The following is a 26,186-nucleotide window of genomic DNA, read 5'->3' on the forward strand; positions in this document are numbered from 1 at the left end:
CTTGTCCTGATTTAAATTTAATCCACTATAAAGAAGGTCGTCTGAAAACCTTGAAACTCGGTTTTCAGACGACCTTTTTGTTTTGCCGCTTGGATGAAAAGGCTGGAATAAGCAGTTTAACCTTTGTTGAGGATTTGTTTGTTTTCGCCTTCGCGCCGCAGTTCTTTGGGGAGGACGAAGACGATGCTTTCTTCCGCACCTTCGCCTTCGCGTATGGTTTCGTGTCCCCATTGCTGTATGGTTTGCAGGACTTCTCTGACCAAAACTTCGGGGGCGGACGCGCCTGCGGTTACGCCGACTTTGTGTTTGCCTTCGAACCATTCGCGTTGCAGGTAGCCGGCGTTGTCGACCATATAGGCATCGACGCCGCGTTGGGCGGCGACTTCGCGCAGGCGGTTGCTGTTGGAAGAATTGGGCGAGCCGACGACGATGACGATGTCGCATTCTTCCGCCAATTCTTTGACGGCGGTTTGACGGTTGGTCGTGGCGTAGCAGATGTCTTCTTTATGCGGGTTGCGGATGTTGGGGAAACGGGCGTTCAGTGCAGCGATGATGTCTTTGGTTTCATCGACGGAAAGGGTAGTTTGGCTGACGTAGGCGAGTTTGTCGGGGTTTTTGACTTGCAGCCCGGCGACGTCTTCAACGGTTTCGACCAGCAGCATTCTGCCGGGCGGAAGCTGTCCCATGGTGCCTTCGACTTCGACGTGGCCTTTGTGTCCAATCATGATGATTTCGCAGTCTTGCGCGTCGAGGCGGGCGACTTCTTTGTGGACTTTGGTCACGAGCGGGCAGGTGGCATCGAATACGCGGAACCCGCGTTCGGCGGCTTCCTGTTGTACGGCTTTGGATACGCCGTGTGCCGAGTAAATCAGAATGGCGTCTTTGGGTACGTCGGCGAGGTCTTCGATGAATACCGCGCCTTTTTCGCGCAGGTTGTCCACGACGAATTTGTTGTGGACGACTTCGTGGCGGACGTAAACCGGTGCGCCGAATTCTTCCAGCGCGCGCTCGACGATGCTGATGGCGCGGTCAACGCCGGCGCAGAAGCCGCGCGGGTTGGCAAGGATGATGGTTTTTTGGGTCATGTGTATGGTCCGGATTTCAGACGACCTTATGGGTTGTCGGTTGTTGGTTCGTCGGTCGGTTTGGGTTGTTTTTTGTGGAACAGTCCGTCTAAAACCAATAAAACGGCACCGACGCAGATAAAGCTGTCGGCAACATTAAACGCGGGATAACTCCAATTTTTTCCGTAAAACAGTAAGAAATCAACGACATGACCGTGAATCAAACGGTCGATGGCATTGCCGAGCGCGCCGCCGATAATCATGGCTGCGCCGATTTTGCCCGAAAGGCGGAACTCGTCGCGCAGGATGGCGCGGGCGAGATAGGCGCTGATGACGAGTGCTAGCCCTAAGAAAAAGAATTTCTGCCAGCCGCCTTGGTCGGCAAGGAAACTGAACGCCGCGCCGGGGTTGTAGGCGAGGGTCAGGTCGAAGAAAGAGGGGATGATATTGAGGCGCTCGCCTTCTTGGAAGTGAGCAAGGATTTCCCATTTGGTCAGTTGGTCAAGCGCGATGCCGACCAGCGCAATCAGCAGGTAGGCGGTTTTTTTGGAAAGGGAGGAAGACATTTGGTTGAAGCTGCCTGAATAAAAACAAAGCGGCTATTTTACCCGAAAGCGCAAAAGCCGTGTTTCAAAAGGTCGTCTGAAAACCTTTTATTACAGGGCAAGATGCAGGGTTTTGCAGGGTTATCGCAAAACCGCGTAAACGCTGCGCGAAAAAACACCGTCATACGTAAAACAAGGTTTATTTGCTTGATAGGGTGTTGCCTTGCCGATAACATGGCGGCGTTTTTATATGCCTTCCCCGAAAGGATACAGTATGGCTAAAACAAAATCTTTATTGGCAACCGGCATTTTGGCGCTTTTCTCCGCCACCGCTTTCGCCGCTCCGCTTCCTGCCGAAATTTACCTTCCCGCAGGCGCGCATACGGTTAAAGCCGACCGTCAGGGCAACGGCGAATTCGAATACGAAGCCGAGCTGCCCGCACGCGGCAACCCGATTCCGTCTTTGGCGAAAAAAGTCATCGCCCACGCGCGCAGCAAAGGTTTTCATGTGGTCGAATCTGAAATCAAACACGACGATGCCGATTTGAAATTCAAACGCGGCAGACAAGAATTGGACGTGTCCATCGAAAACAAAGGACACGGCCGCATCGAATACAAAGCTGATTTAGACTTGGACAAGCGCTAAATCGATAAATACCGGAAAGGTCGTCTGAAAAGAGGTTTCAGACGACCTTTTTGTTTGGTTGGACAAACAGAACCAAACGGTAGAGCAGGGCATTTACTGTGGTTTAGGTCAAAGCCGAATCATGCCGTATCGGTTTATTTGCCACCGCAATATTTTGTTTTACTGTAAAACACGGTAAAATCCGCGCTCAAAACAATATAAAGCAAAACCATGCCCGAAAGCACCAAAATGCCCGATATGGTTTCGCCTCAAATAAAAAACGCAGATTCATGCACCATTGCAACCCAAACGTCTTACGAAAACATGAAAACACTCTTACTCCTCTCCCTGCTCGCCGTGTCCGCAGCGGAAGCCGCCGACGTGCCACCCGAGCCTCAAAACCAGCCTGCCCCCGAGTTGCAGGTCAAAACGGCAGAACCTGCCCCTGTCGAAGAAGCAGCGGCCAAACCTGCCGCCGAAACGTCGTCTGAAAAAGTCGTCAACGTCGATGCCAAAACCCTGCTCGACAATCCCCAATTGCTTTCCCGCGCCATGTATTCCGCCGTTGTGTCGCGCAACATCGCGGGCATCAAAGTCGTCCTGCCGATTTACGAACAATGGCAGGGACACGATAAAAACATGGCGCTCTACGCGCACGGATTGGTTGCCCAAGACGAAGGCAAAATGAAAGAAGCCATCGGGTATTACCGTCAATTTATCGCTGAAAACCCCGATGCCCCCGTCGTCCGCTGGCAGCTTGCCACTGCTTTGTTTGAAGACAAGCAAAACGAAGCCGCCGCCGACCAGTTCGACAAACTCAAAACAGAAGCCAACCTGCCCGAGCCGCTCGTCAAAGGCATCGAATCCTACCGTAAAGCATTGCGCGAGCGCGATTCGTGGAAATTCAACGCCGGTTTGAGCGTTACCCGCGAACAAAACATCAACCAAGCCCCCAGCCGCCGCACATACGGCAACTGGACCTTCCCTGAGCCTATCGACGCCACCGCCATCAACTACCAACTCGGCGCAGAGAAAAAATGGTCGCTGCCCAAAGGCTGGTACGTTACGGCAGGCGCGGACAATTACGGCAAAATTTATCCCGAACAAACCAAGTATAACGACGTAACCACCCGCTTCTCAGTAGGCGCAGGCTATGCCGACCAGCGCAACGACATCGGCTTGACCCCGTTCCACGAACGCCGCTTCTACGGCAACGACCCGTACACCTACTCCAGCGGTGCGCGCCTGCACATCAACCGCTGGTGGCAGCCTAAGCTGCAAACCTTGAGCGCCGTTGAAATGGGTCGTCTGAAAAACACCCGCCGCGCCCGTTCCGACAGCAACAACCGCCTGCTGAGCAATTCCGTCGTCTATTACCGAAACGCCCGCCAATACTGGGTCGGCGGTTTTGACATCTATCAGGAACGCAATAAAGAAGACAAATCGGACAGCTTCGACCGTTACAGCCTCCGTACCGCATGGGGGCAGGAATGGGGCAAAGGGCTGTCCACCATGTTGCGGCTGAGTGCGGCGCAACGCCGTTATCAAACGCCCAGCCTTTTGAGCGGTCAGGAAAACCGCCGCGATAAAGAAGCGGATATTTCGCTCGCCGTGTGGCACCGCGCTTTCCACTTCAAAGGCATCACCCCGCGCCTGACCGTCGCCCACCACAAAACATGGAGCAACGACAAATATTACGAATACGGCAAAACCAGAATGTTTGTCGAATTCAGCAAAACGTTCTGACAGTTTGCTTTGAACGATAAAAAAGGTCGTCTGAAAACCTAGAAACAAGGTTTTCAGACGACCTTTCGTTTAGCCCGACAGGAAATGCGGATTACAGGCTGTAATACATTTCAAATTCCAGCGGATGCGGTGCCATGCGGATGCGGCGGACATCTTCTTCTTTGAAGGCGATGTAGCTGTCGATCCAGTCTTTACTGAACACGCCGCCGCGCAGCAGGAATTCGTGGTCGGCTTTGAGGGCGGCGAGGGCTTCTTCTAAAGACGCGCAGACGGTTGGGACGAGTGCGTCTTCTTCCGGCGGCAGGTCGTAGAGGTTTTTATCGGCAGGGTCGCCCGGGTGGATTTTGTTTTGAATGCCGTCCAAACCCGCCATCAGCAGGGCGGCGAACGCCAAGTATGGGTTGGCGGTCGGGTCGGGGAAACGCGCTTCGATGCGGCGTGCCTTGCTGCTGTTCACGGACGGGATGCGGATGGACGCGGAACGGTTTTTGGCAGAGTAGGCGAGCTTGGTCGGCGCTTCGAAGTGCGGTACGAGGCGTTTGTAAGAGTTGGTGGACGGATTGGTAATCGCGTTCAGGGCTTTGGCGTGTTTGATGATGCCGCCGATGTAGTAGAGCGCGGTGTCGCTCAAGCCGGCATAGCCGTCGCCTGCGAACAGGTTTTGACCGTCTTTCCAGATGGATTGGTGGACGTGCATGCCGCTGCCGTTGTCGCCCATGATGGGTTTAGGCATGAAGGTGGCGGTTTTGCCGAAGTTGTGGGCGACGTTTTGGATGACGTATTTCATGTCTTGGGTTTGGTCGGCGCGTTTGACCAGGGTGGCGAAGCGAGTGCCGATTTCCATTTGGCTGCCGGTGCCGACTTCGGCGTGGTGGACTTCGACTTCGATGCCGAGTTCTTCCAAAATGTTCACCATGGCGGAGCGCAGGTCTTGTCCGGCGTCAATCGGCGCGACGGGGGCGTAGCCGCCTTTGACGGTAGGGCGGTGGCCGGTGTTTTGACCGTCCATGTGCAGGCCGCTTGCCCATGCGCCGCTTTCGGACGTGATTTCGTAACGGGTTTTGTGCATATCGGTTTCAAACTCTACGCCGTCGAAGACGAAGAATTCGGGTTCGGGGCCGAAGTATGCCGTGTCGCCGATGCCGGAGGATTTGAGGTAGGCTTCGGCGCGGCGGGCGATGGAGCGCGGGTCGCGGTCGTAGCCTTGACCGTCGGCGGGGTCGATGACGTCGCAGGTGAGGACGACGGTGGTGTCGTCGAAGAAGGGGTCGATGAAGGCAGTCGCAGGGTCGGGGCGCAACTGCATGTCGGATGCCTGAATGCCTTTCCAGCCGCCGATGGACGAACCGTCAAACGCCTGACCGTTTTCAAACCACTCTTCGGGGTCGTCGAGGACGATGCGGGCGGGGACGGTGAAGTGGTGCTGCTTGCCTTTGGTATCGGTAAAGCGCAAATCTACGAAGCGGGCTTCGCTTTCTTCAATCAGTTTTACTGCGTCTTTAATAGACATTTTCGGCTCCTAAATGGGAAGTAACGGATACGCAATCTCGCGGAAAATCTGCTGCATTTTATCACGCCGAAGGTCGTCTGAAACCGCAAATCCGTTAAATTTCTGACTTGCGGAATATAGTTTCAGACGACCTGATTGTCAACAATCCGATGCGTATTTGGATTTATTGGAAAACAGCGGTGTGAGGCGGCAAAGGCGGTTATAATGGGCGGTCTTTGCATTTGTCCTGCCGGATAGGATTTTTATGAACACTGCTCCCCGTTATGCCGTTTTCGGCAACCCCGTCGCACACAGCAAATCGCCGCAAATCCATCGGCAGTTTGCCTTGCAGGAAGGCGTTGAAATCGAATATGAACGCATTTGCGCCGACATCGGCGGTTTCGCGCAGGCGGTCGAAGCGTTTTTTGCCGACGGCGGGCGCGGGGCGAATGTTACCGTACCGTTCAAGCAGGAAGCGTTTGCCTTGTCGGACGAACATTCCGAACGCGCGTTGGCGGCGGGTGCGGTCAATACGCTGATTTTGCTGGAAAACGGTAAAATACGCGGCGACAATACCGACGGGCTCGGACTGACGGACGATATTTCAAAGAGGCTGGGCGTGGAAATGTCGGGCAAAACCGTCTTGCTGCTCGGCGCGGGCGGTGCAGTGCGCGGCGTCATTCCCGTCTTGAAAGAATACCGCCCTGCGTGCATCGTTATCGCCAACCGGACCCACGCCAAAGCGGCGGAAATGGCGGCGCATTTCGATATTGAAGCCATACCTTTGGATGAACTGGAAGGCGGCTTCGACATCATCATCAACGGCACATCCGGCGGCTTAAGCGGACAGCTTCCCGCCGTATCGCCCAAAGTCTTTGAACATTGCACCTTGGCTTACGATATGGTTTACGGCGAAGCGGCAGAGCCGTTTTTAGCGTTTGCCCGCCAATCAGGTGCAAAACAAACCGCCGACGGATTGGGCATGCTGGTCGGGCAGGCGGCAGCTTCCTACCGGCTTTGGCGCGGTTTCGCACCCAATGTCCTGCCCGTCGTCCAATATATGAGAGAGTTATAAAATGTTCCGCATCATCAAATGGCTGATTGCCCTGCCTTTGGGCGCATTTATCTTTTTCAACGCTTACGTGTACGGCAACATCATCACTTACCGCGCCGTCGCGCCGAATAAAACCGCCTTCATGGCGATGCGGATGCGGCAGTTTCAAAGCGAAGGCAAAGATGTCGCGCTCGATTACCGCTGGGTACCTTACGACCGCATTTCGGTCAACCTGAAAAAAGCACTGATTGCCTCCGAAGATGCCAAATTCGCCGAACACGGCGGTTTCGACTGGGGCGGCATCCAATACGCCATCAAGCGCAATAAACAAAGCGGCGAAGTCAAAGCAGGCGGCTCGACCATCAGCCAACAGCTTGCCAAAAACCTGTTTTTGAACGAAAGCCGCAGCTATATCCGCAAAGGCGAAGAAGCCGCGATTACCGCGATGATGGAAGCCGTTACCGACAAAGACCGCATTTTCGAGCTGTATCTGAACGCCATCGAATGGCACTACGGCGTATTCGGTGCAGAAGCCGCGTCCCAGTATTTCTACAAAAGACCCGCCGCCAACCTGACCAAACAGCAGGCCGCCAAACTTGCCGCCCGCGTCCCCGCGCCGCTGTTTTACGCCGACAATCCAAAAAGCAAACGCCTGCGCAACAAGACCAATATCATCCTGCGCCGCATGGGGTCGGCGGAGCTGCCTGAAAGCGATATGGATTGAGGTCGTCTGAAAACCATGTGATGGGTTTTCAGACAACCTGTCGGGAGGTTTGAATCAGGAGCGATGGTAGGTCGACTTATATACAAAACAAAGGAATGGAAATGAAACCAATAAAACCCTTATTCTTGTCTTTATTGCTTCTGACTGCCTGCGGAACGAATACGCCACCTGCCGCGAAATCCGAAGTCTCCCTGCAAAAGCAGGAAGAGCAGCTTTTCGGGGCATGGGACTGCGAATTGAAAGCGCAACGCGATATCCATTCGTTTGCGCCGAAATTTATTGAGTTTCAGCAAAAGGACAAACTGCCGGCGCATTTATGGGCAGGCTATATCGAGATTGAGTGGAAAGAAGAAAACCTGAACGACGCAGTTCCCTTACGTTATCGGGAATGGTACAACGGCTTCTGGCGCATTAAAGACGACAGGCATATCGTCATGACTTTTGAAAGCGCAGGCTCGGAACGTTTGTTTGACGTCAAAGACTTAAAAACCGCCAAAGGCCGCGAAACCGACCGTTCTTATATGAAATTCAGTGAACAAATGGCCGCCAAGAAAAGTTTTAAATCCACCGATTACCAAATTCTCGATATCAATCAAACTTCCATGAGCATCACCGACGGCGAATCTTTAATCGCCTGCCGCAAGATAGAGAAGGTTGAAAGCGAATAAGCAGGTATCCGATTTTGAGGTCGTCTGAAAACCATGTGACGGGTTTTCAGACGACCTTTGTGCAACTGTAACCTTGTTTGCCGTATCACATATATCGCCTATCTTCCCAGTTTCGATACGTTCTTCCGTCATTCCCGCGCAGGCGGGAATCCATTGTAAAACTTGAGAAATCTTGGTTTAAAAAAAGGTTTCTGAATTTCAAAAATGGATTCCCGCCTGCGCGGGAATGACGACAAGCGGTAAGTTGCGTGTCGAAAATAAAGTATATTGGATTAAATTTAAATTAGGACAAGGCGACGAAGCCGCAGACAGTACAGATAGTACAGCAAGGCAAGGCAACGTCGTACGGGTTTAAAGTTAATCCACTATAATTTAGCTAAAGTCCATAATGGCGTTGGCAACGCCTTATCATTGCAATTTTAATCCGCTCCAGAAAACGCCCGTTTCGTCATCTTTACCCCGCCTGTGCGGGAATGACGAAACGGGCGTTTTTGAATGGATTTCTTTCTGCGCCGCTGTCTTCGGCAAAATTTACGCCACGAAATCCAAACCTATGTCCAACGAGCGGCTGCTGTGGGTCAGATAGCCGAGGGCAATGCCGTCTACGCCGGTTTGCGCTACGCGCTTCAGGCGGTCGAAGCCGATGCCGCCCGATGCTTCGCAATAGACGGTGTGGGGGTGGGCGGTTTGCGTGTGGCAGCGGTTTGCCGCTTCTTTCAGGGTGTCGTCGTCCATGTTGTCCAGCAAAATCCGTTCCACGCCAGCCGCGATGGCTTCGTCCAGTTGTGCCAGCGTGTCCACTTCGATTTCCACGTAGGTCAACGGTCCGACTGCCTGCTTCGCCTGCCGCACGGCTTGGGCGATGCTGCCGCAATAGGCGAGGTGGTTGTCTTTGATGAGCACGGCGTCGTCCAAACCCATGCGGTGGTTCACGCCGCCGCCTGCTCTGACGGCGTATTTTTGCAGGACGCGCAGCAGGGGGATGGTTTTGCGGCTGCACACGATGTCTGTACCGTATTCGGCGACTTCGGCGACGGCACGCGCGGTAGCGGTGGCGATGCCGCTTAAGTGCGTGAGGTAGTTGAGCGCGGTGCGTTCGGCGGCGAGCAGGGCGCGGGCGTTGCCTTCGACGGCAGCAAGCGTCTGACCTGCGCGGACGGCTTGTCCGTCGTGAATTTCGGCTTGGAAGCGGACGGACGGATCCATCGTCTGAAAGGCGAGGCGCGCCAAGTCCATGCCGGCGATGACGCCGTTTTCGCGGCTGACGAGGAAGAGTTTGGCGGTTTTGTCGGGTGCGATGACGGCGGCGGACGTAATGTCGCCGCGCCTGCCCAAATCTTCGCTCAGGGCTTGTTCGACCATGGGGCGCAACAGGGTGTCGGGCAGGGGGAAGAGGGTGTTTTCAGACGACATGGGGTTTCCTTTGTTGAAAAATATTGGTGTTGCGGCGAGGGCAAAACTTCGTTTGAGGTCGTCTGAAAACGGGCTAACGGCTGCCCAGCGGCAGCCCGATGTCCGAAATCAGCCTGTCGGGCAGGACGTCGTCGCGGAAGCGGTAAAGCTGCGCGGGGCGGCCTTTGCTGCCCGATACGCCGGTATCCGACGGCTCGATGAGGTTTTGCTGCTGAATCTGGCGGCGGAAGTTTTGTTTGTGCAGCAATCTGCCGCTGATGGCTTCGACGCTGTTTTGCAGTTGCAGCAGAGTGAATTCGGGCGGCATCAGTTCGAAAATCACGGGGCGGTATTTGATTTTGGCGCGCAGGCGGGACAGGGCGGTCGCCAGTACGCGGCGGTGGTCGTGGCGCATGGGCTGCCCCGTGAGCGCGAAGTCGAAGTTTGCCTGCGGCTCGGCGGCTTCCGCTATCAGGCCGCTTTCATACAGCATTTCATAGCGTTGCAAAACGTATTCTTCCGACCAGTTTTCCGGCTCGACCCCCCAGCACAAATGAATGCGCTTGAGCCGCTTTTGGCGCACTTCCTCCGTGTCCGCCGAGTTTGCCCAAATGCGCAGGCGGCTGACGACGGCGTCGCGCTGCCCGCCGTCGGTGCGCAAGTCTTCCCACGGGAAATAGCCGTAGCAGTCCTGCCATTTCGCGTCGGGATGCAGGATGCTGTCGGCTGCCTCGCGCACCAGCCCCAGATAGCTGACGTACAAGACGGGCATGCCGTGTTCGTTGCGGCGGTGGGTATCGACAAAGGTGTAAAGCTGTTCCACATAGCCCATAGGCTGCGAAGTCTGCTTGGCGACCCACAGCTTCACGCCCGCCTGCAAGGAATTGCGCAGGGGGGAGAGCGGGCCGTTGGGCAGGAGCGTGCCTTGGGCGACGGTCAACACCCGCAGGCCGCCGTCGGTAACGGCAATCAATACGGGAACCAGCTCGACGATGCTTTGCGGCGGGGCTTCGGCTTCGGGGTAGGCGTCCATGCTCGGCTTTCTGCGGGTGGGAAAGGCTTTATTGTAAACCAAAGCGGTTTGTCGGAACGAAGCGGGTCGGTTTTGCGGTATCTCAAACCTGTTTTCAGACGACCTTGCATATTATACTCAAGTTGAGCATAATATAAAAACAGTTTGAAAAACAGACGGCAAACCTTCATGCCGCCTCAAAACCAGCTACAAGGAAACATCATGCAAACCGCCACCCGCCGCTCGTTCGACTACGATATGCCCCTCATCCAAACGCCGACTTCCGCCTGCCAAATCCGTCAGGCGTGGGCGAAGGTTGCCGACACGCCCGACCGCGAGACGGCAGGTCGTCTGAAAGACGAAATCAAGGCCTTGCTGAAGGAGAAAAACGCGGTCTTGGTGGCGCATTATTACGTCGATCCGCTGATTCAGGATTTGGCTTTGGAAACGGGCGGATGCGTGGGCGATTCGCTGGAGATGGCGCGCTTCGGTGCGGAACACGAAGCCGTTACATTGGTGGTGGCGGGTGTGCGATTCATGGGCGAGAGCGCGAAAATCCTCTGCCCTGAAAAAACGGTGCTGATGCCTGATTTGGAAGCGGAATGTTCTTTGGATTTGGGTTGTCCGGAAGAAGCGTTTTCGGCGTTTTGCGACCAAAACCCCGACCGTACGGTGGTAGTGTACGCCAACACTTCCGCCGCCGTGAAAGCGCGTGCCGATTGGGTGGTAACGTCTTCGGTGGCGTTGGAAATCGTGTCGTATCTGAAATCGCGCAGTGAGAAGTTGATTTGGGGGCCCGACCGTCACCTCGGCGACTACATCCGCCGCGAAACGGGCGCGGATATGCTGTTGTGGCAGGGTTCGTGCATCGTCCATAACGAATTCAAAGGGCAAGAACTGGCGGCGTTGAAGGTGGAACACCCCGACGCGGTGGTGCTGGTTCATCCCGAATCGCCGCAAAGCGTCATCGAACTGGGCGACGTGGTCGGCTCGACCAGCAAACTGCTGAAAGCCGCCGTATCGCGCCCTGAAAAGGAATTCATCGTGGCGACCGATTTAGGCATCCTGCACGAAATGCAAAAGCAGGCACCCGACAAACAATTTATCGCCGCACCGACGGCGGGCAACGGCGGAAGCTGCAAAAGCTGCGCGTTCTGCCCGTGGATGGCGATGAATTCGCTGGGCGGCATCAAATACGCCCTGACAAGCGGACACAACGAAATCCTGTTGGACAGAAAGCTGGGCGAAGCCGCCAAACTGCCTTTGCAGCGTATGCTCGACTTCGCGGCAGGACTCAAACGCGGGGATGTGTTCAACGGCATGGGCCCTGCCTGATTTGCCGTCAATATTGCCGTTTCAGACGACCTCACAAACAAGGACAACACCATGCAAACCGATTGCGACGTATTGATTGCCGGAAACGGGCTGGCGGCACTGACGCTCGCCCTGTCTCTGCCTGAATCGTTCCGCATCGTCATTTTGTGCAAGAACCGGCTGGACGACACCGCCAGCCGTCATGCGCAAGGCGGGATTGCGGCTGCGTGGTCAGGAGAGGACGACATTGAAAAACACGTTGCCGATACCTTAGAAGCGGGCGCGGGTTTGTGCGACGAAGCCGCCGTCCGCGCCATCCTGTCGCAGGGCAAACCGGCAATCGAATGGCTGCTGGCGCAGGGCGTGGCGTTCGACCGGAATCATAACGACCTGCACCTGACGCGCGAAGGAGGGCATACCTGCCGCCGAATCGCCCACGTCGCCGACTACACGGGCGAAGCCGTCATGCAGAGCCTGATTGCCCAAATACGCCGCCGCCCGAACATCCGCGTTTACGAGCAGCAGATGGCGTTGGACATCCAAACCGAATCAGGCGCGGCGTGCGGACTGACCGTCCTCGACTGCCGAACGCAAGAAACCTACCGCATCCGCGCCAGCCATACCGTACTCGCAGGCGGCGGCTTGGGACAGATTTACGCCGCCACCACCACGCCGCCCGAATGCACGGGCGACGCCATCGCCATGGCGATACGCGCAGGCTGCGCAGTCGAAAACCTCGAATTTATCCAATTCCACCCCACAGGCTTGGCAAGGTCGTCTGAAAACGGCCGCACCTTCCTGATTTCCGAAGCCGTGCGCGGCGAAGGCGGCATTCTGACCAACCAAGCGGGTGAACGGTTTATGCCGCATTACGACCGCCGCGCCGAACTCGCGCCGCGCGACATCGTTGCCCGCGCCATCGCCGCCGAAATCGCCAAACAAACGCAAGATTTTGTATCGCTCGACATCAGCCGCCAACCCGCAGAGTTCGTCCGTCAGCATTTTCCTTCCATCCATCGGCACTGCCTGTCCCAATGCGGTTTGGACATCACGCGCCAAGCCATCCCTGTTCGCCCCGTGCAACACTACACCTGCGGCGGTATCCAAACCGACCCCAGCGGCAGAACCTCCCTGCCGCAGCTCTACGCCTTAGGCGAAACCGCCTGCACAGGGCTGCACGGAGCCAACCGCCTCGCCAGCAACTCCCTGCTCGAATGCGTCGTTACCGCCAGGCTTGCCGCCCAAACCATCGCAGACGGGCAAGCGTTCCAAACCGCACCGCCCCAAAGGTCGTCTGAAAGCCCCACCGCCGAAGCAGGCATCTTTTCAGACGACCTCCAAAACACATTCAGCCGCCCCGTCCTGCAAGCCTTCAACCAACGCCATCTCGGCATCCTCCGCAACGATGCCTGCCTGCGCCGCGCCATCGCCCAACTGCGGCTTTGGAAGCAAAAACAAGCCGAGCCGCACACCGCGTCCGAATACGAAAACCGCAACCTGCTCGAATGCAGCCTCGCCGTCGCCCAAGCCGCATACGCAAGGCGGCAAAACATCGGCGCGCATTTCAATACCGACTTGACAGAGCGTGTCGAGTGGAAAAAACAGGCGGCAGGCTGAAGAGTAGGGCTGTGCGGGGGTTGGGGATATCCCTGTGAAAAATGAAGAAAGGTATCAGGCTGATTTTGGAGAATAGAATTAGATGCTAAATATACCGTTGTATGGTGTAATTTGGTTTTATAGTTTATAGGAATTAAAGTATGGATGAATCAAATTTTTTATCAAAAGAGGAAACTAGTATAAAAATAGATGAGATATTTTCTAAGCTATCTGACGAAGAAAAAAATTCTTTGTTTAGAATTCATAGCATTTTGAAGAATATTGCCACTAATGAAACAAATACTAAGTTAAGAAAATCTCTATTCCTGTTGTCAAATATCTGCTCACCAATGATTGACTTAGAGAGTAGAAATGATCCATTCCAACCTTTCATGACTTGGGGAAATAAACGCTCTTTTTTACCAATAGATTTGATTAATGAAGAAATTTTATATCTATCGAGTATTGTTGATGAAGATTTACCACCTATCTTAAAAGCAAGAATCGCTGATATTTTATGGACCTATTCAAAACCGAAAAATAAAAAACACTCAGAGATTGCCATTGAAAATTATATCTCAATGGATGTATTCGATGATTTCTTTGAACCTGATGTTCATGTTTTTTGGGAGAGGGCTGTAATGCTTGCTAAACAAACAAAAAATAGCTCCCTTATTGAAAAAATAAAATCAAAACTTTTAGAAGAAATAGAAAATCCTTCAACAAATTGGGATTTCTATCTGCTAACAATAATTGAAATCTTTGATAATACAGATTTAGATGAAGAACGAAACTATAAATTAGCAGAAAAGTTGTTAGAAAAACAAAAAGAATTTAATCACAAGCAACAATTTCATATTGTTGAAAAATATCTGGAGTTAGCTGCTAAGCTGTTCAAAAAATCGGGTAATGCGGAGGATAGCTATAAAAGTCTTGCATTGTTGTCGCAAGCTATAGAAAATCATGGAGACTATCGAAAAAATGAAAGCGCTATGGTTGCGAATAGTTTTTATAAACTAGCTTTTCAAAGATATAGAGAAATTCCAAAATCATATAGAAGTATTCTGCAAATAGATCAAAAACTAGATACTGTTCAAGAAAAAATTACGCAATCTGGACTTCTGATTACAGATGAATTGAAATTGATTTCTACTAAAGAGATGGATATTTCTGATTTACAAGAACACTGTGCCAACCACGTAAAAGGTAAACAAACTGCTTTTGAATCTCTTCTCTATTTTTCTGGTGTTTCATCTTGTAATTTTGAAAGTATATGGAAAAGTACTGAAAATAATATTAATAATTTTCCTACTTCTTCACTTTTTGGTGCAACTTCAGTTTCACCTGATGGAAGAAAAATTTCTTCTATTCCTCCTTTGGCTTTAGATGGTAGTAATAGGGATGAAGTAATTCTAAAAAAAGCTATTAAGAATTTTGGTATTCATATGCATTTAGCCGTAGAAGGTTGTATTCTGCCAGCTTTAAACCAAATTCAAAAAGAGCATTTATTTCCTAAAGAATTTCTGATTCAATTATGTAAACTGTCCGCCATCGTTCCTGAAAAAAGAGAAATTCTAGTTGCTAATGCTTTGTATCAAGGATTTGAATGGGATTTTAGAAGTGCTATCCATTTATTAGCTCCACAGGTTGAAAATATGGTTAGACAGCTTTTAAAACGAAATGGACTGGTTACAACACATACAGATCCAAATGGTATTGAAAATGAAATGGGATTATCTAGTTTGGTCAGTATCGTTGGTGCTAGAGAAATTTTAGGGGATGATCTTTGGTTTGAATTGCAAGCAGTATTTACTGATTCATTGAGTGCTAACTTGAGGAACGAAGTTGGGCATGGATTATTAGATGATGAGACCAGTAATTCATTATATAGTGTTTATGCTTGGTGGATGGTTTTGAGATTGGTTATTCATAATGTCATGCCTGAGAACTAACTATCTAATTTAACATCTTTTATTAATAAAGGATATTTAAAAAGGTCGTCTGAAACCATTATTTCAGACGACCTTCTTCCAAATCCAAACAAATCAATCCATTCCATCTGTTTCCCTTCTAAATATCATCCGTGCAAGCAACAATCGGTGCAATCGGTTAAAATGGGTCGTCTGAAATTTGTTTGACCGAATTGAGAAAACCATGTCCCAACAATACGTCTATTCTATGCTGCGCGTGAGCAAGGTTGTGCCGCCGCAGAAAACCATCATTAAAGATATTTCCCTTTCCTTCTTCCCCGGCGCGAAAATCGGCCTGCTCGGTTTGAACGGCGCGGGCAAGTCCACCGTGCTGCGGATTATGGCGGGTGTGGATAAGGAATTTGAGGGCGAAGCCGTGCCGATGGGCGGCATCAAAATCGGCTATCTGCCGCAAGAGCCGGAGCTTGATCCTGAGAAAACCGTGCGCGAGGAAGTGGAAAGCGGTTTGGGCGAAGTAGCCGCCGCGCAGAAACGTTTGGAAGAAGTGTATGCCGAGTACGCCAATCCCGATGCGGATTTTGACGCGCTGGCGGAAGAGCAGGGCCGCTTGGAAGCGATTATTGCGGCAGGTTCGTCCACGGGCGGCGGTGCGGAACACGAATTGGAAATCGCCGCCGATGCGCTGCGCCTGCCAGAATGGGATGCCAAAATCGGCAATTTGTCCGGCGGTGAAAAACGCCGCGTCGCCTTGTGCAAACTCTTGTTGAGCAAGCCGGATATGCTGCTGTTGGACGAGCCGACCAACCACTTGGATGCGGAATCGGTCGAATGGCTGGAGCAATTCCTCGTGCGCTTCCCCGGCACGGTGGTCGCGGTAACGCACGACCGCTACTTCTTGGACAACGCCGCCGAATGGATTTTGGAACTCGACCGCGGACACGGTATCCCGTGGAAAGGCAATTACTCGTCTTGGCTGGAGCAGAAAGAAAAACGCTTGGAAAACGAGGCGAAATCCGAAGCCGCGCGTGTGAAAGCGATGAAGCAGGAATTGGAATGGGTGCGCCAAAATGCCAAAGGCCGCCAAGCCAAATCCAAAGCGCGTCTGGCGCGTTTTGAAGAAATGAGCAACTACGAATACCAAAAACGCAATGAAACGCAGGAAATCTTCATTCCCGTTGCCGAACGTTTGGGTAATGAAGTAATTGAATTTGTGAACGTTTCCAAATCGTTTGGCGATAAAGTGCTGATTGACGATTTGAGCTTCAAAGTGCCTGCGGGCGCGATTGTCGGCATCATCGGCCCGAACGGCGCGGGTAAATCGACGCTGTTCAAAATGATTGCGGGCAAAGAGCAGCCTGATTCCGGCGAAGTGAAAATCGGCCAAACCGTGAAAATGAGCCTGATTGACCAAAGCCGTGAAGGTTTGCAAAACGACAAAACCGTGTTCGACAACATCGCCGAAGGCCGCGACATTTTGCAGGTCGGGCAGTTTGAAATCCCCGCCCGCCAATATTTGGGTCGTTTCAACTTTAAAGGTAGCGACCAAAGCAAAATCGCGGGGCAGCTTTCCGGCGGCGAACGCGGACGTTTGCACTTGGCAAAAACCTTGTTGAGCGGCGGCAATGTGTTGCTGCTGGACGAACCGTCCAACGACCTAGACGTGGAAACCCTGCGCGCGCTGGAAGACGCATTGCTGGAATTTGCCGGCAGCGTAATGGTGATTTCGCATGACCGCTGGTTCCTCGACCGCATCGCCACGCATATCTTGGCTTGCGAAGGCGATTCGAAATGGGTGTTCTTCGACGGCAACTATCAGGAATACGAAGCCGATAAGAAACGTCGACTCGGAGAAGAGGGCGCGAAACCGAAACGGATTAAATATAAGCCGGTAACGCGTTGATAGGAAAATAAGAAAACGTCGTCTGAAAACTTGAAAAAGGGTTTCAGACGACGTTTTTGTTAAGCAGGGATTGTTCGGACGTTGTTTGTCTAACGGGTTGATTCATAATATATAACGCCTGCTGAGGCAGAGAATAGGTCGTCTGAAAACGTGTGGTGCTTGTTTTCAGACGACCTTTTGTGTACGGTCCGTTATTTTTGTTTACGCAGTTGCGGGTGGTTTTTCAGATTGTCCAAGAGGATGTCAATCATGCGCGGTGCGGTTTGGGCAAGGTCGAAACTTTTGTCGGACGAGAGCCAACGCCAAATCAGACCGTCCAGCATCGATTTGATGAAGATGACCGCCATGTCGGTATCCAAATCTTCGGATAAGGCATGTTGTGCAATGGATTTGGTCAGAACTTCGGTAATTTTCTCGCGCCAAATCGATTGATGTTTATCCGCAATGTCGATGACGGCGGCGTTCTGCTCGGTGTGTTCGCATTTTAAAAACAGGATGCTGTGGAATTTATAGTGGATGTCGTTGGTTTGCAGGCGTGTGAAAAAGTGCATCAAGGTGCGGCGGAAAAGCGACCACTCTTGTTCATCGCTATCAGCCGCGTCCTGATGCATACAGTTTTCGATGTCATCGCAAATGCGCTGGAAGAGGGCGTCGAACAAGTCTTCTTTGTTTTTGAAATGCCAGTACAACGCGCCACGCGTCACGCCGGCGGCCTGGGCGATTTCGTTGAGCGAAGTGCGCGCGATGCCTTTTTGGTAGAAGGTTTCCAGCGCGGCGAGCATGAGATGTTCTTTGGTTTTAAGGGCTTCTGTTTTGGTTTTCCGCATGATACCTATTTCAATTGGGTGGAATATTGGGAATTATAAAAAATACTTTGTATCCATGCAAGCATGTATGTATAATGGCACTCGTAATTGAGATTGGCTCTCAAGTATAAAATAATTTTTCAGACGACCTGCTCCGGATATTGAGGCAGGTTATTGTTGTTTCGGAACCAAAAATCGGCTATGATGACAAAGTATAGGGTAAACCCTCATAACAATTATATAGATAGGAAAAGTAATGGCTTCTTATGCTTCTAAGGTGATGCGCATGGCGGCAATCGCTGCCGCTACTGCGTTGGCTCTTTCAGCGTGTAACAAAGGCACCGATGCGACGCAAGGTGCAAAAGATGGAAAAGGGCAGCAGGCAGCTGCACAAAAAGAAGCTCCGCCACCGGTGGTCGGTGTCGTTACCGTCCATCCTGAAACCGTCGCGCTGACGACCGAGCTGCCGGGTCGGTTGGAGTCGCTGCGTACCGCGGATGTCCGCGCCCAAGTCGGCGGTATCATCCAAAAACGCCTGTTTCAAGAGGGCAGCTATGTCCGCGCCGGACAGCCGCTTTACCAAATCGATAGTTCCACCTATGAAGCAAATCTGGAAAGCTCGCGCGCCCAGTTGGCAAGCGCGCAGGCAACCCTTGCCAAAGCCAATGCCGACTTGGCGCGTTACAAGCCGCTGGTTGCCGCCGATGCCATCAGTAAACAGGACTACGATGCGGCGGTAACGGCGAAACGTTCTGCCGAAGCAAGCGTCAAAGCGGCTCAGGCGGCGATTAAATCTGCCGGTATCAATCTGAACAGGGCGCGCATTACCGCGCCGATTTCAGGTTTCATCGGGCAGTCCAAAGTATCCGAAGGTACGCTGTTGAACGCGGGTGATACGACCGTTCTGGCAACCATCCGCCAAACCAATCCTATGTATGTGAACATCACTCAATCTGCGACCGAAGTAATGAAGCTGCGCCAACAGGTTGCCGAGGGCAAGCTGTCGGGCGTGGACGGTGCGATTGAAGTGGGCATCAAGTTCGACAACGGCGAAGTTTATCCTCATAAAGGCCGTTTGCTGTTCTCCGATCCGTCTGTTAACGAAACGACCGGACAAATCACGCTGCGCGCTTCAGTGCCGAACGACAAAAATATCCTGATGCCCGGTCTTTATGTGCGCGTCTTGATGGAACAAGTGGCTGCCGACAATGCCTTCGTCGTGCCGCAGCAGGCAGTAACGCGCGGTACGAAAGATACTGTAACGATTGTGAACGCCAAAGGCGAAATGGAGCCGCGCGAGGTAACAGTCACCCAGCAGCAGGGAACCAACTGGATTATCACTGCGGGTCTGAACGACGGCGACAAAGTCGTTGTGGACGGCACCAGTATCGCCGCCATGAGTGGCGCGAAAAAGGTAACGCCTAAAGAATGGACATCTCCTGAAAATGCGGCGGCATCTGCTGCCGGAGCTGCTCCGAAAGCTGCTTCCGAAGCGAAAAAAGACGTTCAGATGACCTTTGAAGCCAAACCGGCATCTGCGGCTAAATAAGGAAGGCATCCATGGCTAAGTTTTTTATTGACCGCCCCATTTTTGCATGGGTGATTGCGATTTTTATCATCGCAGCGGGTATTTTCGGCATTCAAAAACTGCCGATTTCCCAATATCCGTCCGTTGCTGCACCGACCATTACTTTGCGCGCTACTTATCCGGGCGCTTCTGCTCAGGTAATGGAAGACAGCGTACTGGCCGTTATCGAACGTAATATGTACGGTGTGGAAGGTTTGGACTATATGACGACTTCTGCCAATTCCAGCGGCAGCGGCAGCGTCAGTCTGACGTTTACACCTGAGACCGATGAAGATTTGGCGCAGGTGGACGTGCAGAACAAATTGTCGGAAGTGTTGTCCACATTGCCGTCTACCGTACAGCAATATGGTGTAACCGTATCTAAAGCGCGTTCCAACTTCTTGCAAGTGGTCATGCTTTCTTCTGAAAAGCAATCCATTGAGGAAATGAACGATTACGCCCAGCGCAATATCATTCCTGAACTGCAGCGTATCGACGGGGTAGGGCAGGTACAATTGTTTGGTGCGCAACGCGCCATGCGTATTTGGGTTGACCCGAAAAAACTGCAAAACTACAACCTGTCTTTTGCAACGGTAACCAATGCGCTTGCGACACAAAACATTCAAATCTCAGCAGGCTCCATCGGTTCTTTGCCGGCGGCTGCAGGTCAGACCATTTCGGCGACCGTTACAGCGCAAGGTCAGCTGAGCACTGCTGAAGAGTTCGGCAACATCATTTTGGTATCCAATACTGACGGCTCGAACGTCTATCTGAAAGACGTTGCCAAAGTCAGCTTGGGTATGCAGGACTATTCTACTTCTACACGCTTGAACGGCGTGAACACCACCGGTATGGCAGTGATGCTGTCTAACAGCGGTAACGCTTTGGCAACGGCGACTGCAGTAAAAGAAAAAATGGCGGTTTTGCAGAAGTATTTTCCAGACGGCATGAGCTGGAAAGTTCCTTACGATACTTCCAAATTTGTGGAAATTTCGATTGAGAAAGTGATCCATTCGCTTTTGGAAGCCATTGTTTTGGTATTCTTAGTGATGTATCTCTTCCTGCAAAACATCCGCTATACGCTGATTCCGACCATTGTTGTACCGATTTCCCTGTTGGGCGGTTTTGCCTTTATCTCATACATGGGTATGTCGATTAACGTATTGACCATGTTTGCGATGGTATTGGTGATCGGTATTGTGGTCGATGACGCGATTGTGGTCGTTGAAAACGTTGAGCGTATTATGGCGAGCGAAGGTCTGTCGCCTAAGGCTGCAACCAAAAAAGCGATGGGTCAGATTTCCGGTGCGGTAATCGGTATTACTGCCGTGTTGATGTCTGTATTTGTGCCGCTGGCGATGTTTAGCGGTGCAACCGGTAACATTTACAAACAGTTTGCCCTGACCATTGCGGCATCGATCGGCTTCTCCGCATTCCTTGCTTTGACGCTGACTCCGGCATTGTGTGCCACCATGCTCAAACCGATTCAGAAGGGTCATCACGAAGAGAAAAAAGGTTTCTTCGGTTGGTTTAACAAAAAATTTGACAACTGGACACACGGCTATGAAGGCTGGGTTGCCAAAGTCTTGCGCAAGACTTTGCGCATGATGGTTGTCTATATTGGTTTGACTGTTGTGGGCGTATTCCTGTTTATGCGTCTGCCGACTTCCTTCTTGCCGTCTGAAGACCAAGGTAACTTGATGTTGAGCGTACAATTGCCTGCCGGTGCAACCAAAGAGCGTACCGATGCAACTTTGGCTCAAATCACTCAACTGGCAAAATCTATACCTGAGATTGAGAACATTATTACCGTTTCCGGCTTCAGTTTTTCAGGCTCCGGTCAAAACATGGCTTTGGGCTTTGTCATTCTGAAAGATTGGAGCGAACGTACTGCTCCGGGCAGCGATGCGACTTCTATTTCCGGTAAGTTGACCGGTATGATGATGGCTACGCTGAAAGACGGTTTCGGTTTGGCGATTGTGCCTCCAGCCATTATGGAATTGGGTACAGGTTCCGGCTTGACGATTTACCTGCAAGACCGTAACAACAGCGGCCATGCTGCATTGTTGGCCAAGCGCAATGAGCTGATTGACAAAATGCGCAAAAGCGGTTTGTTTAACCCAAGTACCGTTCGTGCGAGCGGTTTGGAAGATGCGCCGCAGTTGAAAATCGACATCAATCGCTCTGCCGCAGCTGCACAAGGTATTTCGTTCTCTGACATCCGTACTGCTTTGGCTTCTTCTTTGGGTTCGTCTTATGTAAACGACTTCCCGAATCAAGGCCGTCTGCAACGCGTGATGGTACAAGCTGATGCGAGTGCCCGTATGCAGCCTGCCGATATTCTGAACTTGACCGTGCCGAATAAATCCGGTGTTGCCGTACCGCTTTCTACCATTGCTACTGTTTCTTGGGTAAACGGTATGGAACAAAGCGTCCGCTTCAATGGTTATCCTGCAATGGAGCTTTCCGGTTCGCCTGTTAATGGCGTATCTTCCGGTCAGGCCATGGCTGCGGTACAGCAAATGGTTGATGACATGGGCGGCGGTTACAGTCTGGAATGGGGCGGCCAGTCTCGTGAAGAGGCCAAAGGCGGCTCGCAAACCGTCGTGTTGTACGCATTGGCCGCTGCCGCTGTATTCTTGGTATTGGCTGCTTTGTACGAAAGCTGGTCTATCCCGTTGGCAGTTATCCTTGTGATTCCGTTGGGCTTGATTGGCGCGGCATTGGGCGTTACGGGGCGCAATATGTTTGAAGCGCTGCTGGGCAGTATTCCGGCATACGCCAACGATATCTACTTCCAAGTCGGTTTCGTTACGGTGATGGGTTTGAGTGCGAAAAACGCGATTTTGATTATCGAGTTCGCCAAAGACCTGCAAGCGCAGGGTAAGAGCGCGATTGAAGCCGCGCTTGCCGCTGCACACTTGCGTTTCCGTCCGATTATCATGACCTCGTTTGCCTTCATTTTAGGCGTGGTTCCGCTGTATGTTGCCAGCGGTGCCAGCTCTGCCAGCCAGCGTGCTATCGGTACGACTGTGTTCTGGGGCATGTTGATCGGTACGATTTTGTCCGTGTTCCTTGTGCCGCTCTTTTATGTCATCGTGCGCAAATTCTTCAAGGAAACTCCGCACGAACATGAAATGGCAGTGAAACACGCTGCCGAAGCAGACATGATTTCCCATGAAGATCAAAATACGGACAACAAGCACTAAGCAAAAAGGTCGTCTGAAAACCTGAAACACGGATTTCAGACGACCCCAAGGAATCCTTATGAACAAAAAGACATTCAAAACGGTATTGAGTACCGTCGCCGCAGCCGTCGCGCTGTCCGCCTGTACCATGATCCCGAAATACGAACAACCGCAGGTTGAAGTTGCCGAAACCTTCAAATACGACACCTTCGACGACGGCATCCGCGCCGCCGACTTGGGCTGGCAGGACTTCTTTGCCGACCCGCGCCTGCACCGCCTTATCGACATCGCGTTGGAACGCAATACCGACTTGCGCACCGCCGCATTGAACGCCGAAATCTACCGCAAACAATACATGATTGCCCGCAACGACCTGCTGCCGAGCATCAACGCCAGCGGTACCGGAACTCGGGTAGGCAGTTTGAGCGGCGGCGTTACCCGCAGCGAATACACTGTCGGTTTGGGCGCGGCAGCGTACGAGCTGGACCTTTTCGGACGCGTCCGCAGCAACAGCCAAGCCGCATTGCAAGGTTATTTCAGCGTAGCCGCAAACCGCGATGCCGCCCACCTTGCCCTGATTGCCGCCGTTGCCAAAGCCCATTTCAACGAACTCTACGCCCAAGAATCAATGGCATTGGCGCAGCGTGTGCTTAAAACCCGCGAAACCACTTACAAACTTTCCCAAATGCGCCACAAGGCAGGCGTGATTTCCGCCGTCGATTTGCGTCAACAGGAAGCTCTGATTGAATCCGCCAAAGCCGATTACGCGAACGCCGTCAAAAACCGCGAACAGGCCCGCAATGCCTTGGCAACCTTGATTAACCAACCCCTGCCGGAAGACCTGCCTGCCGCGCTGCCTTTGAGCAAACAGTTCAAAATCACCCGACTGCCTGCCGGCTTGAGTTCCGAAGTGCTGCTGAACCGTCCCGACATCCGCGCCGCCGAACACTCGCTCAAACAAGCCAATGCCAACATCGGCGCAGCGCGTGCCGCCTTCTTCCCCACCATCAGCCTGACCGGTTCGGTCGGTACCGCGTCTGGCGAGTTGAGCGGTCTGTTCAAAAGCGGTACAGGTATCTGGTCGTTCGCGCCTTCCATTACCCTGCCGATTTTCAACTGGGGCACCAACAAAGCGAATCTCGACGTAGCCACGCTGCGTAAAGAGGCTCAAATCGTCACCTACGAAGCCGCCGTTCAATCCGCATTCCAAGACGTTTCCAACGCCTTGGTCGCACGCGAGCAACTCGACAAGAGCTACGCCGCGCTAAACAAACAAAGCCGCGCCTACAACGACACCCTGCGTCTCATCAATCTGCGCTACAAACACGGCGTATCCAACGCCCTCGACCTGCTTGACGCAGAGCGCAGCAGCTATGGCGCAGAAACCGCGTTGCTTGCCAACCAGCTCACCCGCCTCGAAAACCTCGCCGACCTCTATAAAGCACTCGGCGGCGGTTTGAAACGCGAAACCGTTAGCCAGCCTGCTGCACAGCAGTAAGACTGTTTGAAATAAACGGCATCAAAACGTCGTCTGAAAACCGGACATCAGGTTTCAGACGACGTTTTATATCAGGGTTTGATTTTTGGATGTTTAACTAGGGGTCGTCTGAAATTGGAGATTTCCATTTCAGATGACCTTTTTGGTCACGGATGGAAGGGTGTCATCAGGGAGGGGGGCGGTATTCCGTCAGCATCTTCTTGCGATTTCTAGTTTGATGGGGGGCTGTGTCGTTCTCCATACAAACAAACACAAAACCCGCTGTTGAGATAGCGGGTTTTGTGTTTTTCGGTTTTGAGTATCTGATATAAATGGGAACGGTATTTCTCGTATATGCGCACTCCGAAGGTAATGAGACAAAAAGAAGAGGGGATAATCTGTCGTTTAATGGCTCGGAGCGGACGGCTTCCGAGTGGTTTTGATTATACGCTAATAAAAATAATTATCAATACAAAATTGATAAGAAATCGTAAATTTAATGTAATTTATTGAAAAATAATAAGATTTAATGGTTATTACTGACAGAGTTGGAAAGAAATAGAAGAGGATAAACCGGTATCGGTCTGAAGTATTGCGATAAGAAAGTGAAGCCTATCAGACAGATGGGGCATTAGGGCGGGGCTAGACCGTGCTGTTTTGATTAAACGTTGATTGACTTTGAATGATTCAAACTCAAAGGGTCGTCTGAAAATGGATTTCAGACGACCCTTTCGCTATGTGGCAAACACGCTTGGAGGATTTGTGCAGATAGGCCTTAAACTTTGGTTTCTTCGGCTTGCTGTGCTTCTTGAGCGGCTTGTTCCGCCTTAATCGCTTCCAAGGCGGCGAATTGTTCGGCGACACCTTGTTCGATTTTCGACAGGCTGGCGGATTTTGCTTCGTGGTAGGCTTCTTCTAAGGCGTAGCTGAAGCCGACATCGTCTGTGCCGCCGTGGCTTTTGATGACGATGCCGCGCAGGCCGAGCAGAATGGCGCCGTTGAATTTGCGCGGATCCAGTTTGCTTTTCAAGCCTTTCAGGGCGGGGAGGGCGGCGACGGCGGCCATTTTGTTGAACAGGTTGCGTTGGAATTCCTGACGGATGGCTCCGCTCATGAATTTGACCGCGCCTTCGATGGTTTTAAGCATGATGTTGCCGACAAAGCCGTCTGCGACAATCACGTCGGCTTCGCCATATAGGACGCCGTTGCTTTCGATGTTGCCGATGAAATTCAGTTTGCTGCTTTTGAGCAGTTTGAAGGTTTGTTTGACGGTATCCGTGCCTTTGATGTCTTCGGTGCCGACGTTAAGCAGGCCGACGCGCGGGCTGCCTTTTTGCGGGTAGAGGGCTTGGAAGAGTTCGTTGCCGATGATGGCGAACTGTACGAGCTGCTCGGGCGTGCAGTCGACGTTTGCACCCAAATCGAGGGCAAGGGTCAGGTGTTCGCTGTCGGAGGGCAGGAATTTGGCGATGGCGGGGCGGTCGATGCCCGGAATGGTTTTGAGGACGAAGCGGGCGGTTGCCATGAGCGCGCCGGTGTTGCCGGCGGAGACGGCGGCTTGCGCGTTGCCTTCTTTGACTTGGTTGATGGCAATGCGCATGGAGGAGTCTTTTTTGTTTTTCAGGGCAAGCTGCGGGGCTTCGTCCATGCCGACGACTTCGGAGGCGTGGAGTACGGTAATGCGCTCCATCGGCGCGTTGGCTGCGGAGAGGGCTTGGCGGACGGCAGATTCGTCGCCGACCATAATGAGGTGTACGTCTTGCTGCTGTTTCAAAAAGGCAAGGGCACCGGGGACGGTAACTGCGAGACCTGAGTCGCCGCCCATGGCATCTACGGCCAATGTAATCATGTTGTTCTCCGGTTTGTGCTGTGAAACGGAAGAGGGGCGGTGTCGGCTGCCTCTGTGGGTTTGTTCGGCTTCACAGTCGGTTTCAGACGACCTTTTTGCGATACGCAGCACGGGGTCGTCTGAAAAGGGGTGTATGTGTGGTCGGGGGCTTCGGATTGAAGGGTTGCGTTCCACATTCTAATGCGTTTTATGAAGATGCGCTGAAAAGAGGCAAAATCTCGTTTTATCGGTGTTTTACG

20 protein-coding genes and 1 pseudogene are annotated in these 26,186 nt (G+C 52.3%); 13 read left to right on the forward strand and 8 right to left on the reverse strand.

Translation table 11 applies throughout. From position 1 onward, the window contains the following. Window positions 1-116: 116 nt before the first annotated feature. Together ispH and lspA are read right to left on the reverse strand one after the other, a co-directional pair. Complete coding sequence (gene ispH / locus HMPREF2726_RS04755) at window positions 117-1,085, reverse strand: 4-hydroxy-3-methylbut-2-enyl diphosphate reductase (RefSeq protein WP_003741106.1); 969 nt, start codon at window positions 1,083-1,085, stop codon at window positions 117-119. A 26-nt stretch (window positions 1,086-1,111) separates the two neighbouring features. Next, window positions 1,112-1,630: a signal peptidase II gene (lspA, locus tag HMPREF2726_RS04760; protein ID WP_070602405.1), complete on the reverse strand. Its 519-nt coding sequence runs from the start codon at window positions 1,628-1,630 to the stop codon at window positions 1,112-1,114. A 253-nt stretch (window positions 1,631-1,883) separates the two neighbouring features. Here lspA and HMPREF2726_RS04765 point away from each other — a divergent pair, with 253 nt between their 5' ends. Together HMPREF2726_RS04765 and HMPREF2726_RS04770 are read left to right on the forward strand one after the other, a co-directional pair. Next, window positions 1,884-2,255, forward strand: a complete 372-nt coding sequence (locus HMPREF2726_RS04765; RefSeq protein WP_019270093.1) for a hypothetical protein — start codon at window positions 1,884-1,886, stop codon at window positions 2,253-2,255. 303 nt (window positions 2,256-2,558) lie between these two features. After that, window positions 2,559-3,980: a surface lipoprotein assembly modifier gene (locus tag HMPREF2726_RS04770; protein ID WP_198006974.1), complete on the forward strand. Its 1,422-nt coding sequence runs from the start codon at window positions 2,559-2,561 to the stop codon at window positions 3,978-3,980. A 91-nt stretch (window positions 3,981-4,071) separates the two neighbouring features. Here HMPREF2726_RS04770 and glnA read toward each other — a convergent pair whose 3' ends face one another. Beyond that, on the reverse strand, window positions 4,072-5,490 hold the full coding sequence (gene glnA / locus HMPREF2726_RS04775; RefSeq protein ID WP_009311011.1) for a type I glutamate--ammonia ligase: 1,419 nt from the start codon (window positions 5,488-5,490) through the stop codon (window positions 4,072-4,074). 244 nt (window positions 5,491-5,734) lie between these two features. Here glnA and aroE point away from each other — a divergent pair, with 244 nt between their 5' ends. The 4 genes and pseudogenes from aroE to HMPREF2726_RS14375 all read left to right on the forward strand — a co-directional run. Continuing rightward, window positions 5,735-6,544 (forward strand): shikimate dehydrogenase, encoded by an 810-nt coding sequence (gene aroE, locus HMPREF2726_RS04780; protein ID WP_070602407.1) that lies wholly within the window; start codon window positions 5,735-5,737, stop codon window positions 6,542-6,544. Between the two features lies 1 nt (window position 6,545). Beyond that, window positions 6,546-7,247, forward strand: coding sequence for a monofunctional biosynthetic peptidoglycan transglycosylase (gene mtgA, locus HMPREF2726_RS04785; RefSeq protein ID WP_003756572.1), 702 nt, complete (start codon window positions 6,546-6,548; stop codon window positions 7,245-7,247). A 101-nt stretch (window positions 7,248-7,348) separates the two neighbouring features. Then, window positions 7,349-7,915 carry a hypothetical protein gene (locus HMPREF2726_RS04790; RefSeq protein ID WP_009311013.1) on the forward strand — a complete coding sequence of 189 codons (567 nt, stop codon included), beginning with the start codon at window positions 7,349-7,351 and terminating at the stop codon, window positions 7,913-7,915. 248 nt (window positions 7,916-8,163) lie between these two features. Continuing rightward, window positions 8,164-8,283: pseudogene (locus tag HMPREF2726_RS14375) on the forward strand (IS5/IS1182 family transposase); the annotation flags it as partial. Between the two features lie 163 nt (window positions 8,284-8,446). Here HMPREF2726_RS14375 and nadC read toward each other — a convergent pair. Both nadC and HMPREF2726_RS04800 read right to left on the reverse strand, forming a co-directional pair. Then, window positions 8,447-9,328: a carboxylating nicotinate-nucleotide diphosphorylase gene (gene nadC, locus HMPREF2726_RS04795; protein WP_009311014.1), complete on the reverse strand. Its 882-nt coding sequence runs from the start codon at window positions 9,326-9,328 to the stop codon at window positions 8,447-8,449. 73 nt (window positions 9,329-9,401) lie between these two features. Then, window positions 9,402-10,340: an NUDIX hydrolase gene (locus HMPREF2726_RS04800; RefSeq protein ID WP_049230405.1), complete on the reverse strand. Its 939-nt coding sequence runs from the start codon at window positions 10,338-10,340 to the stop codon at window positions 9,402-9,404. Between the two features lie 201 nt (window positions 10,341-10,541). Here HMPREF2726_RS04800 and nadA point away from each other — a divergent pair, with 201 nt between their 5' ends. The 4 genes from nadA to ettA all read left to right on the forward strand — a co-directional run bounded on the left by nadA (window position 10,542) and on the right by ettA (window position 17,060). Next, window positions 10,542-11,654 (forward strand): quinolinate synthase NadA, encoded by a 1,113-nt coding sequence (gene nadA, locus HMPREF2726_RS04805; RefSeq protein ID WP_070602409.1) that lies wholly within the window; start codon window positions 10,542-10,544, stop codon window positions 11,652-11,654. 51 nt (window positions 11,655-11,705) lie between these two features. Then, window positions 11,706-13,250: an L-aspartate oxidase gene (gene nadB / locus HMPREF2726_RS04810; protein ID WP_070602412.1), complete on the forward strand. Its 1,545-nt coding sequence runs from the start codon at window positions 11,706-11,708 to the stop codon at window positions 13,248-13,250. Between the two features lie 140 nt (window positions 13,251-13,390). Continuing rightward, the gene (locus HMPREF2726_RS04815; RefSeq protein ID WP_070602414.1) at window positions 13,391-15,181 is read left to right on the forward strand and encodes a DUF4209 domain-containing protein; all 1,791 of its coding nucleotides are present in this window, start codon (window positions 13,391-13,393) and stop codon (window positions 15,179-15,181) included. A gap of 202 nt (window positions 15,182-15,383) precedes the next feature. Beyond that, complete coding sequence (ettA, locus tag HMPREF2726_RS04820) at window positions 15,384-17,060, forward strand: energy-dependent translational throttle protein EttA (RefSeq protein ID WP_003756559.1); 1,677 nt, start codon at window positions 15,384-15,386, stop codon at window positions 17,058-17,060. A 191-nt stretch (window positions 17,061-17,251) separates the two neighbouring features. On the opposite strand, the gene HMPREF2726_RS04825 is transcribed toward ettA, so the two are convergent. Next, on the reverse strand, window positions 17,252-17,887 hold the full coding sequence (locus HMPREF2726_RS04825) for a multidrug efflux system transcriptional repressor MtrR (RefSeq protein ID WP_003764635.1): 636 nt from the start codon (window positions 17,885-17,887) through the stop codon (window positions 17,252-17,254). 235 nt (window positions 17,888-18,122) lie between these two features. On the opposite strand from HMPREF2726_RS04825, the gene HMPREF2726_RS04830 reads away from it, so the two are divergent. Genes HMPREF2726_RS04830 through HMPREF2726_RS04840 form a run of 3 tightly spaced genes read left to right on the forward strand, consistent with a single transcriptional unit; the run spans window position 18,123 to window position 24,119 of the window. After that, complete coding sequence (locus HMPREF2726_RS04830) at window positions 18,123-19,415, forward strand: efflux RND transporter periplasmic adaptor subunit (protein WP_009311020.1); 1,293 nt, start codon at window positions 18,123-18,125, stop codon at window positions 19,413-19,415. 11 nt (window positions 19,416-19,426) lie between these two features. Continuing rightward, a complete protein-coding gene (locus HMPREF2726_RS04835; RefSeq protein WP_070602416.1) occupies window positions 19,427-22,642 on the forward strand; it encodes an efflux RND transporter permease subunit in 3,216 nt (1,071 codons plus the stop codon). Between the two features lie 58 nt (window positions 22,643-22,700). Further along, window positions 22,701-24,119 carry an efflux transporter outer membrane subunit gene (locus HMPREF2726_RS04840; protein ID WP_070602418.1) on the forward strand — a complete coding sequence of 473 codons (1,419 nt, stop codon included), beginning with the start codon at window positions 22,701-22,703 and terminating at the stop codon, window positions 24,117-24,119. Window positions 24,120-24,873: 754 nt separating this feature from the next. Here the strand turns inward: HMPREF2726_RS04840 and plsX are convergent. Both plsX and HMPREF2726_RS12915 read right to left on the reverse strand, forming a co-directional pair. Next, window positions 24,874-25,947 (reverse strand): phosphate acyltransferase PlsX, encoded by a 1,074-nt coding sequence (plsX, locus tag HMPREF2726_RS04845; RefSeq protein WP_070602420.1) that lies wholly within the window; start codon window positions 25,945-25,947, stop codon window positions 24,874-24,876. Continuing rightward, the gene (locus HMPREF2726_RS12915) at window positions 25,944-26,123 is read right to left on the reverse strand and encodes a hypothetical protein (protein WP_094113212.1); all 180 of its coding nucleotides are present in this window, start codon (window positions 26,121-26,123) and stop codon (window positions 25,944-25,946) included. Before HMPREF2726_RS12915 ends, plsX begins: the two co-directional genes overlap by 4 nt. Window positions 26,124-26,186: the final 63 nt, after the last annotated feature.

It is taken from the genome of Neisseria sp. HMSC074B07 (genome assembly GCF_001810355.1).
In the GTDB taxonomy this organism is placed as follows: Bacteria; Pseudomonadota; Gammaproteobacteria; order Burkholderiales; family Neisseriaceae; genus Neisseria.

Bases quoted from the DNA above. Each gene is read 5' to 3' on its own strand.
- ispH (WP_003741106.1), bottom strand. From the start codon at position 1,085: ATGACCCAAAAAACCATCATCCTTGCCAACCCGCGCGGCTTCTGCGCC.
- lspA (WP_070602405.1), bottom strand. From the start codon at position 1,630: ATGTCTTCCTCCCTTTCCAAAAAAACCGCCTACCTGCTGATTGCGCTG.
- HMPREF2726_RS04765 (WP_019270093.1), top strand. From the start codon at position 1,884: ATGGCTAAAACAAAATCTTTATTGGCAACCGGCATTTTGGCGCTTTTC.
- HMPREF2726_RS04770 (WP_198006974.1), top strand. From the start codon at position 2,559: ATGAAAACACTCTTACTCCTCTCCCTGCTCGCCGTGTCCGCAGCGGAA.
- glnA (WP_009311011.1), bottom strand. From the start codon at position 5,490: ATGTCTATTAAAGACGCAGTAAAACTGATTGAAGAAAGCGAAGCCCGC.
- aroE (WP_070602407.1), top strand. From the start codon at position 5,735: ATGAACACTGCTCCCCGTTATGCCGTTTTCGGCAACCCCGTCGCACAC.
- mtgA (WP_003756572.1), top strand. From the start codon at position 6,546: ATGTTCCGCATCATCAAATGGCTGATTGCCCTGCCTTTGGGCGCATTT.
- HMPREF2726_RS04790 (WP_009311013.1), top strand. From the start codon at position 7,349: ATGAAACCAATAAAACCCTTATTCTTGTCTTTATTGCTTCTGACTGCC.
- nadC (WP_009311014.1), bottom strand. From the start codon at position 9,328: ATGTCGTCTGAAAACACCCTCTTCCCCCTGCCCGACACCCTGTTGCGC.
- HMPREF2726_RS04800 (WP_049230405.1), bottom strand. From the start codon at position 10,340: ATGGACGCCTACCCCGAAGCCGAAGCCCCGCCGCAAAGCATCGTCGAG.
- nadA (WP_070602409.1), top strand. From the start codon at position 10,542: ATGCAAACCGCCACCCGCCGCTCGTTCGACTACGATATGCCCCTCATC.
- nadB (WP_070602412.1), top strand. From the start codon at position 11,706: ATGCAAACCGATTGCGACGTATTGATTGCCGGAAACGGGCTGGCGGCA.
- HMPREF2726_RS04815 (WP_070602414.1), top strand. From the start codon at position 13,391: ATGGATGAATCAAATTTTTTATCAAAAGAGGAAACTAGTATAAAAATA.
- ettA (WP_003756559.1), top strand. From the start codon at position 15,384: ATGTCCCAACAATACGTCTATTCTATGCTGCGCGTGAGCAAGGTTGTG.
- HMPREF2726_RS04825 (WP_003764635.1), bottom strand. From the start codon at position 17,887: ATGCGGAAAACCAAAACAGAAGCCCTTAAAACCAAAGAACATCTCATG.
- HMPREF2726_RS04830 (WP_009311020.1), top strand. From the start codon at position 18,123: ATGGCTTCTTATGCTTCTAAGGTGATGCGCATGGCGGCAATCGCTGCC.
- HMPREF2726_RS04835 (WP_070602416.1), top strand. From the start codon at position 19,427: ATGGCTAAGTTTTTTATTGACCGCCCCATTTTTGCATGGGTGATTGCG.
- HMPREF2726_RS04840 (WP_070602418.1), top strand. From the start codon at position 22,701: ATGAACAAAAAGACATTCAAAACGGTATTGAGTACCGTCGCCGCAGCC.
- plsX (WP_070602420.1), bottom strand. From the start codon at position 25,947: ATGATTACATTGGCCGTAGATGCCATGGGCGGCGACTCAGGTCTCGCA.
- HMPREF2726_RS12915 (WP_094113212.1), bottom strand. From the start codon at position 26,123: ATGTGGAACGCAACCCTTCAATCCGAAGCCCCCGACCACACATACACC.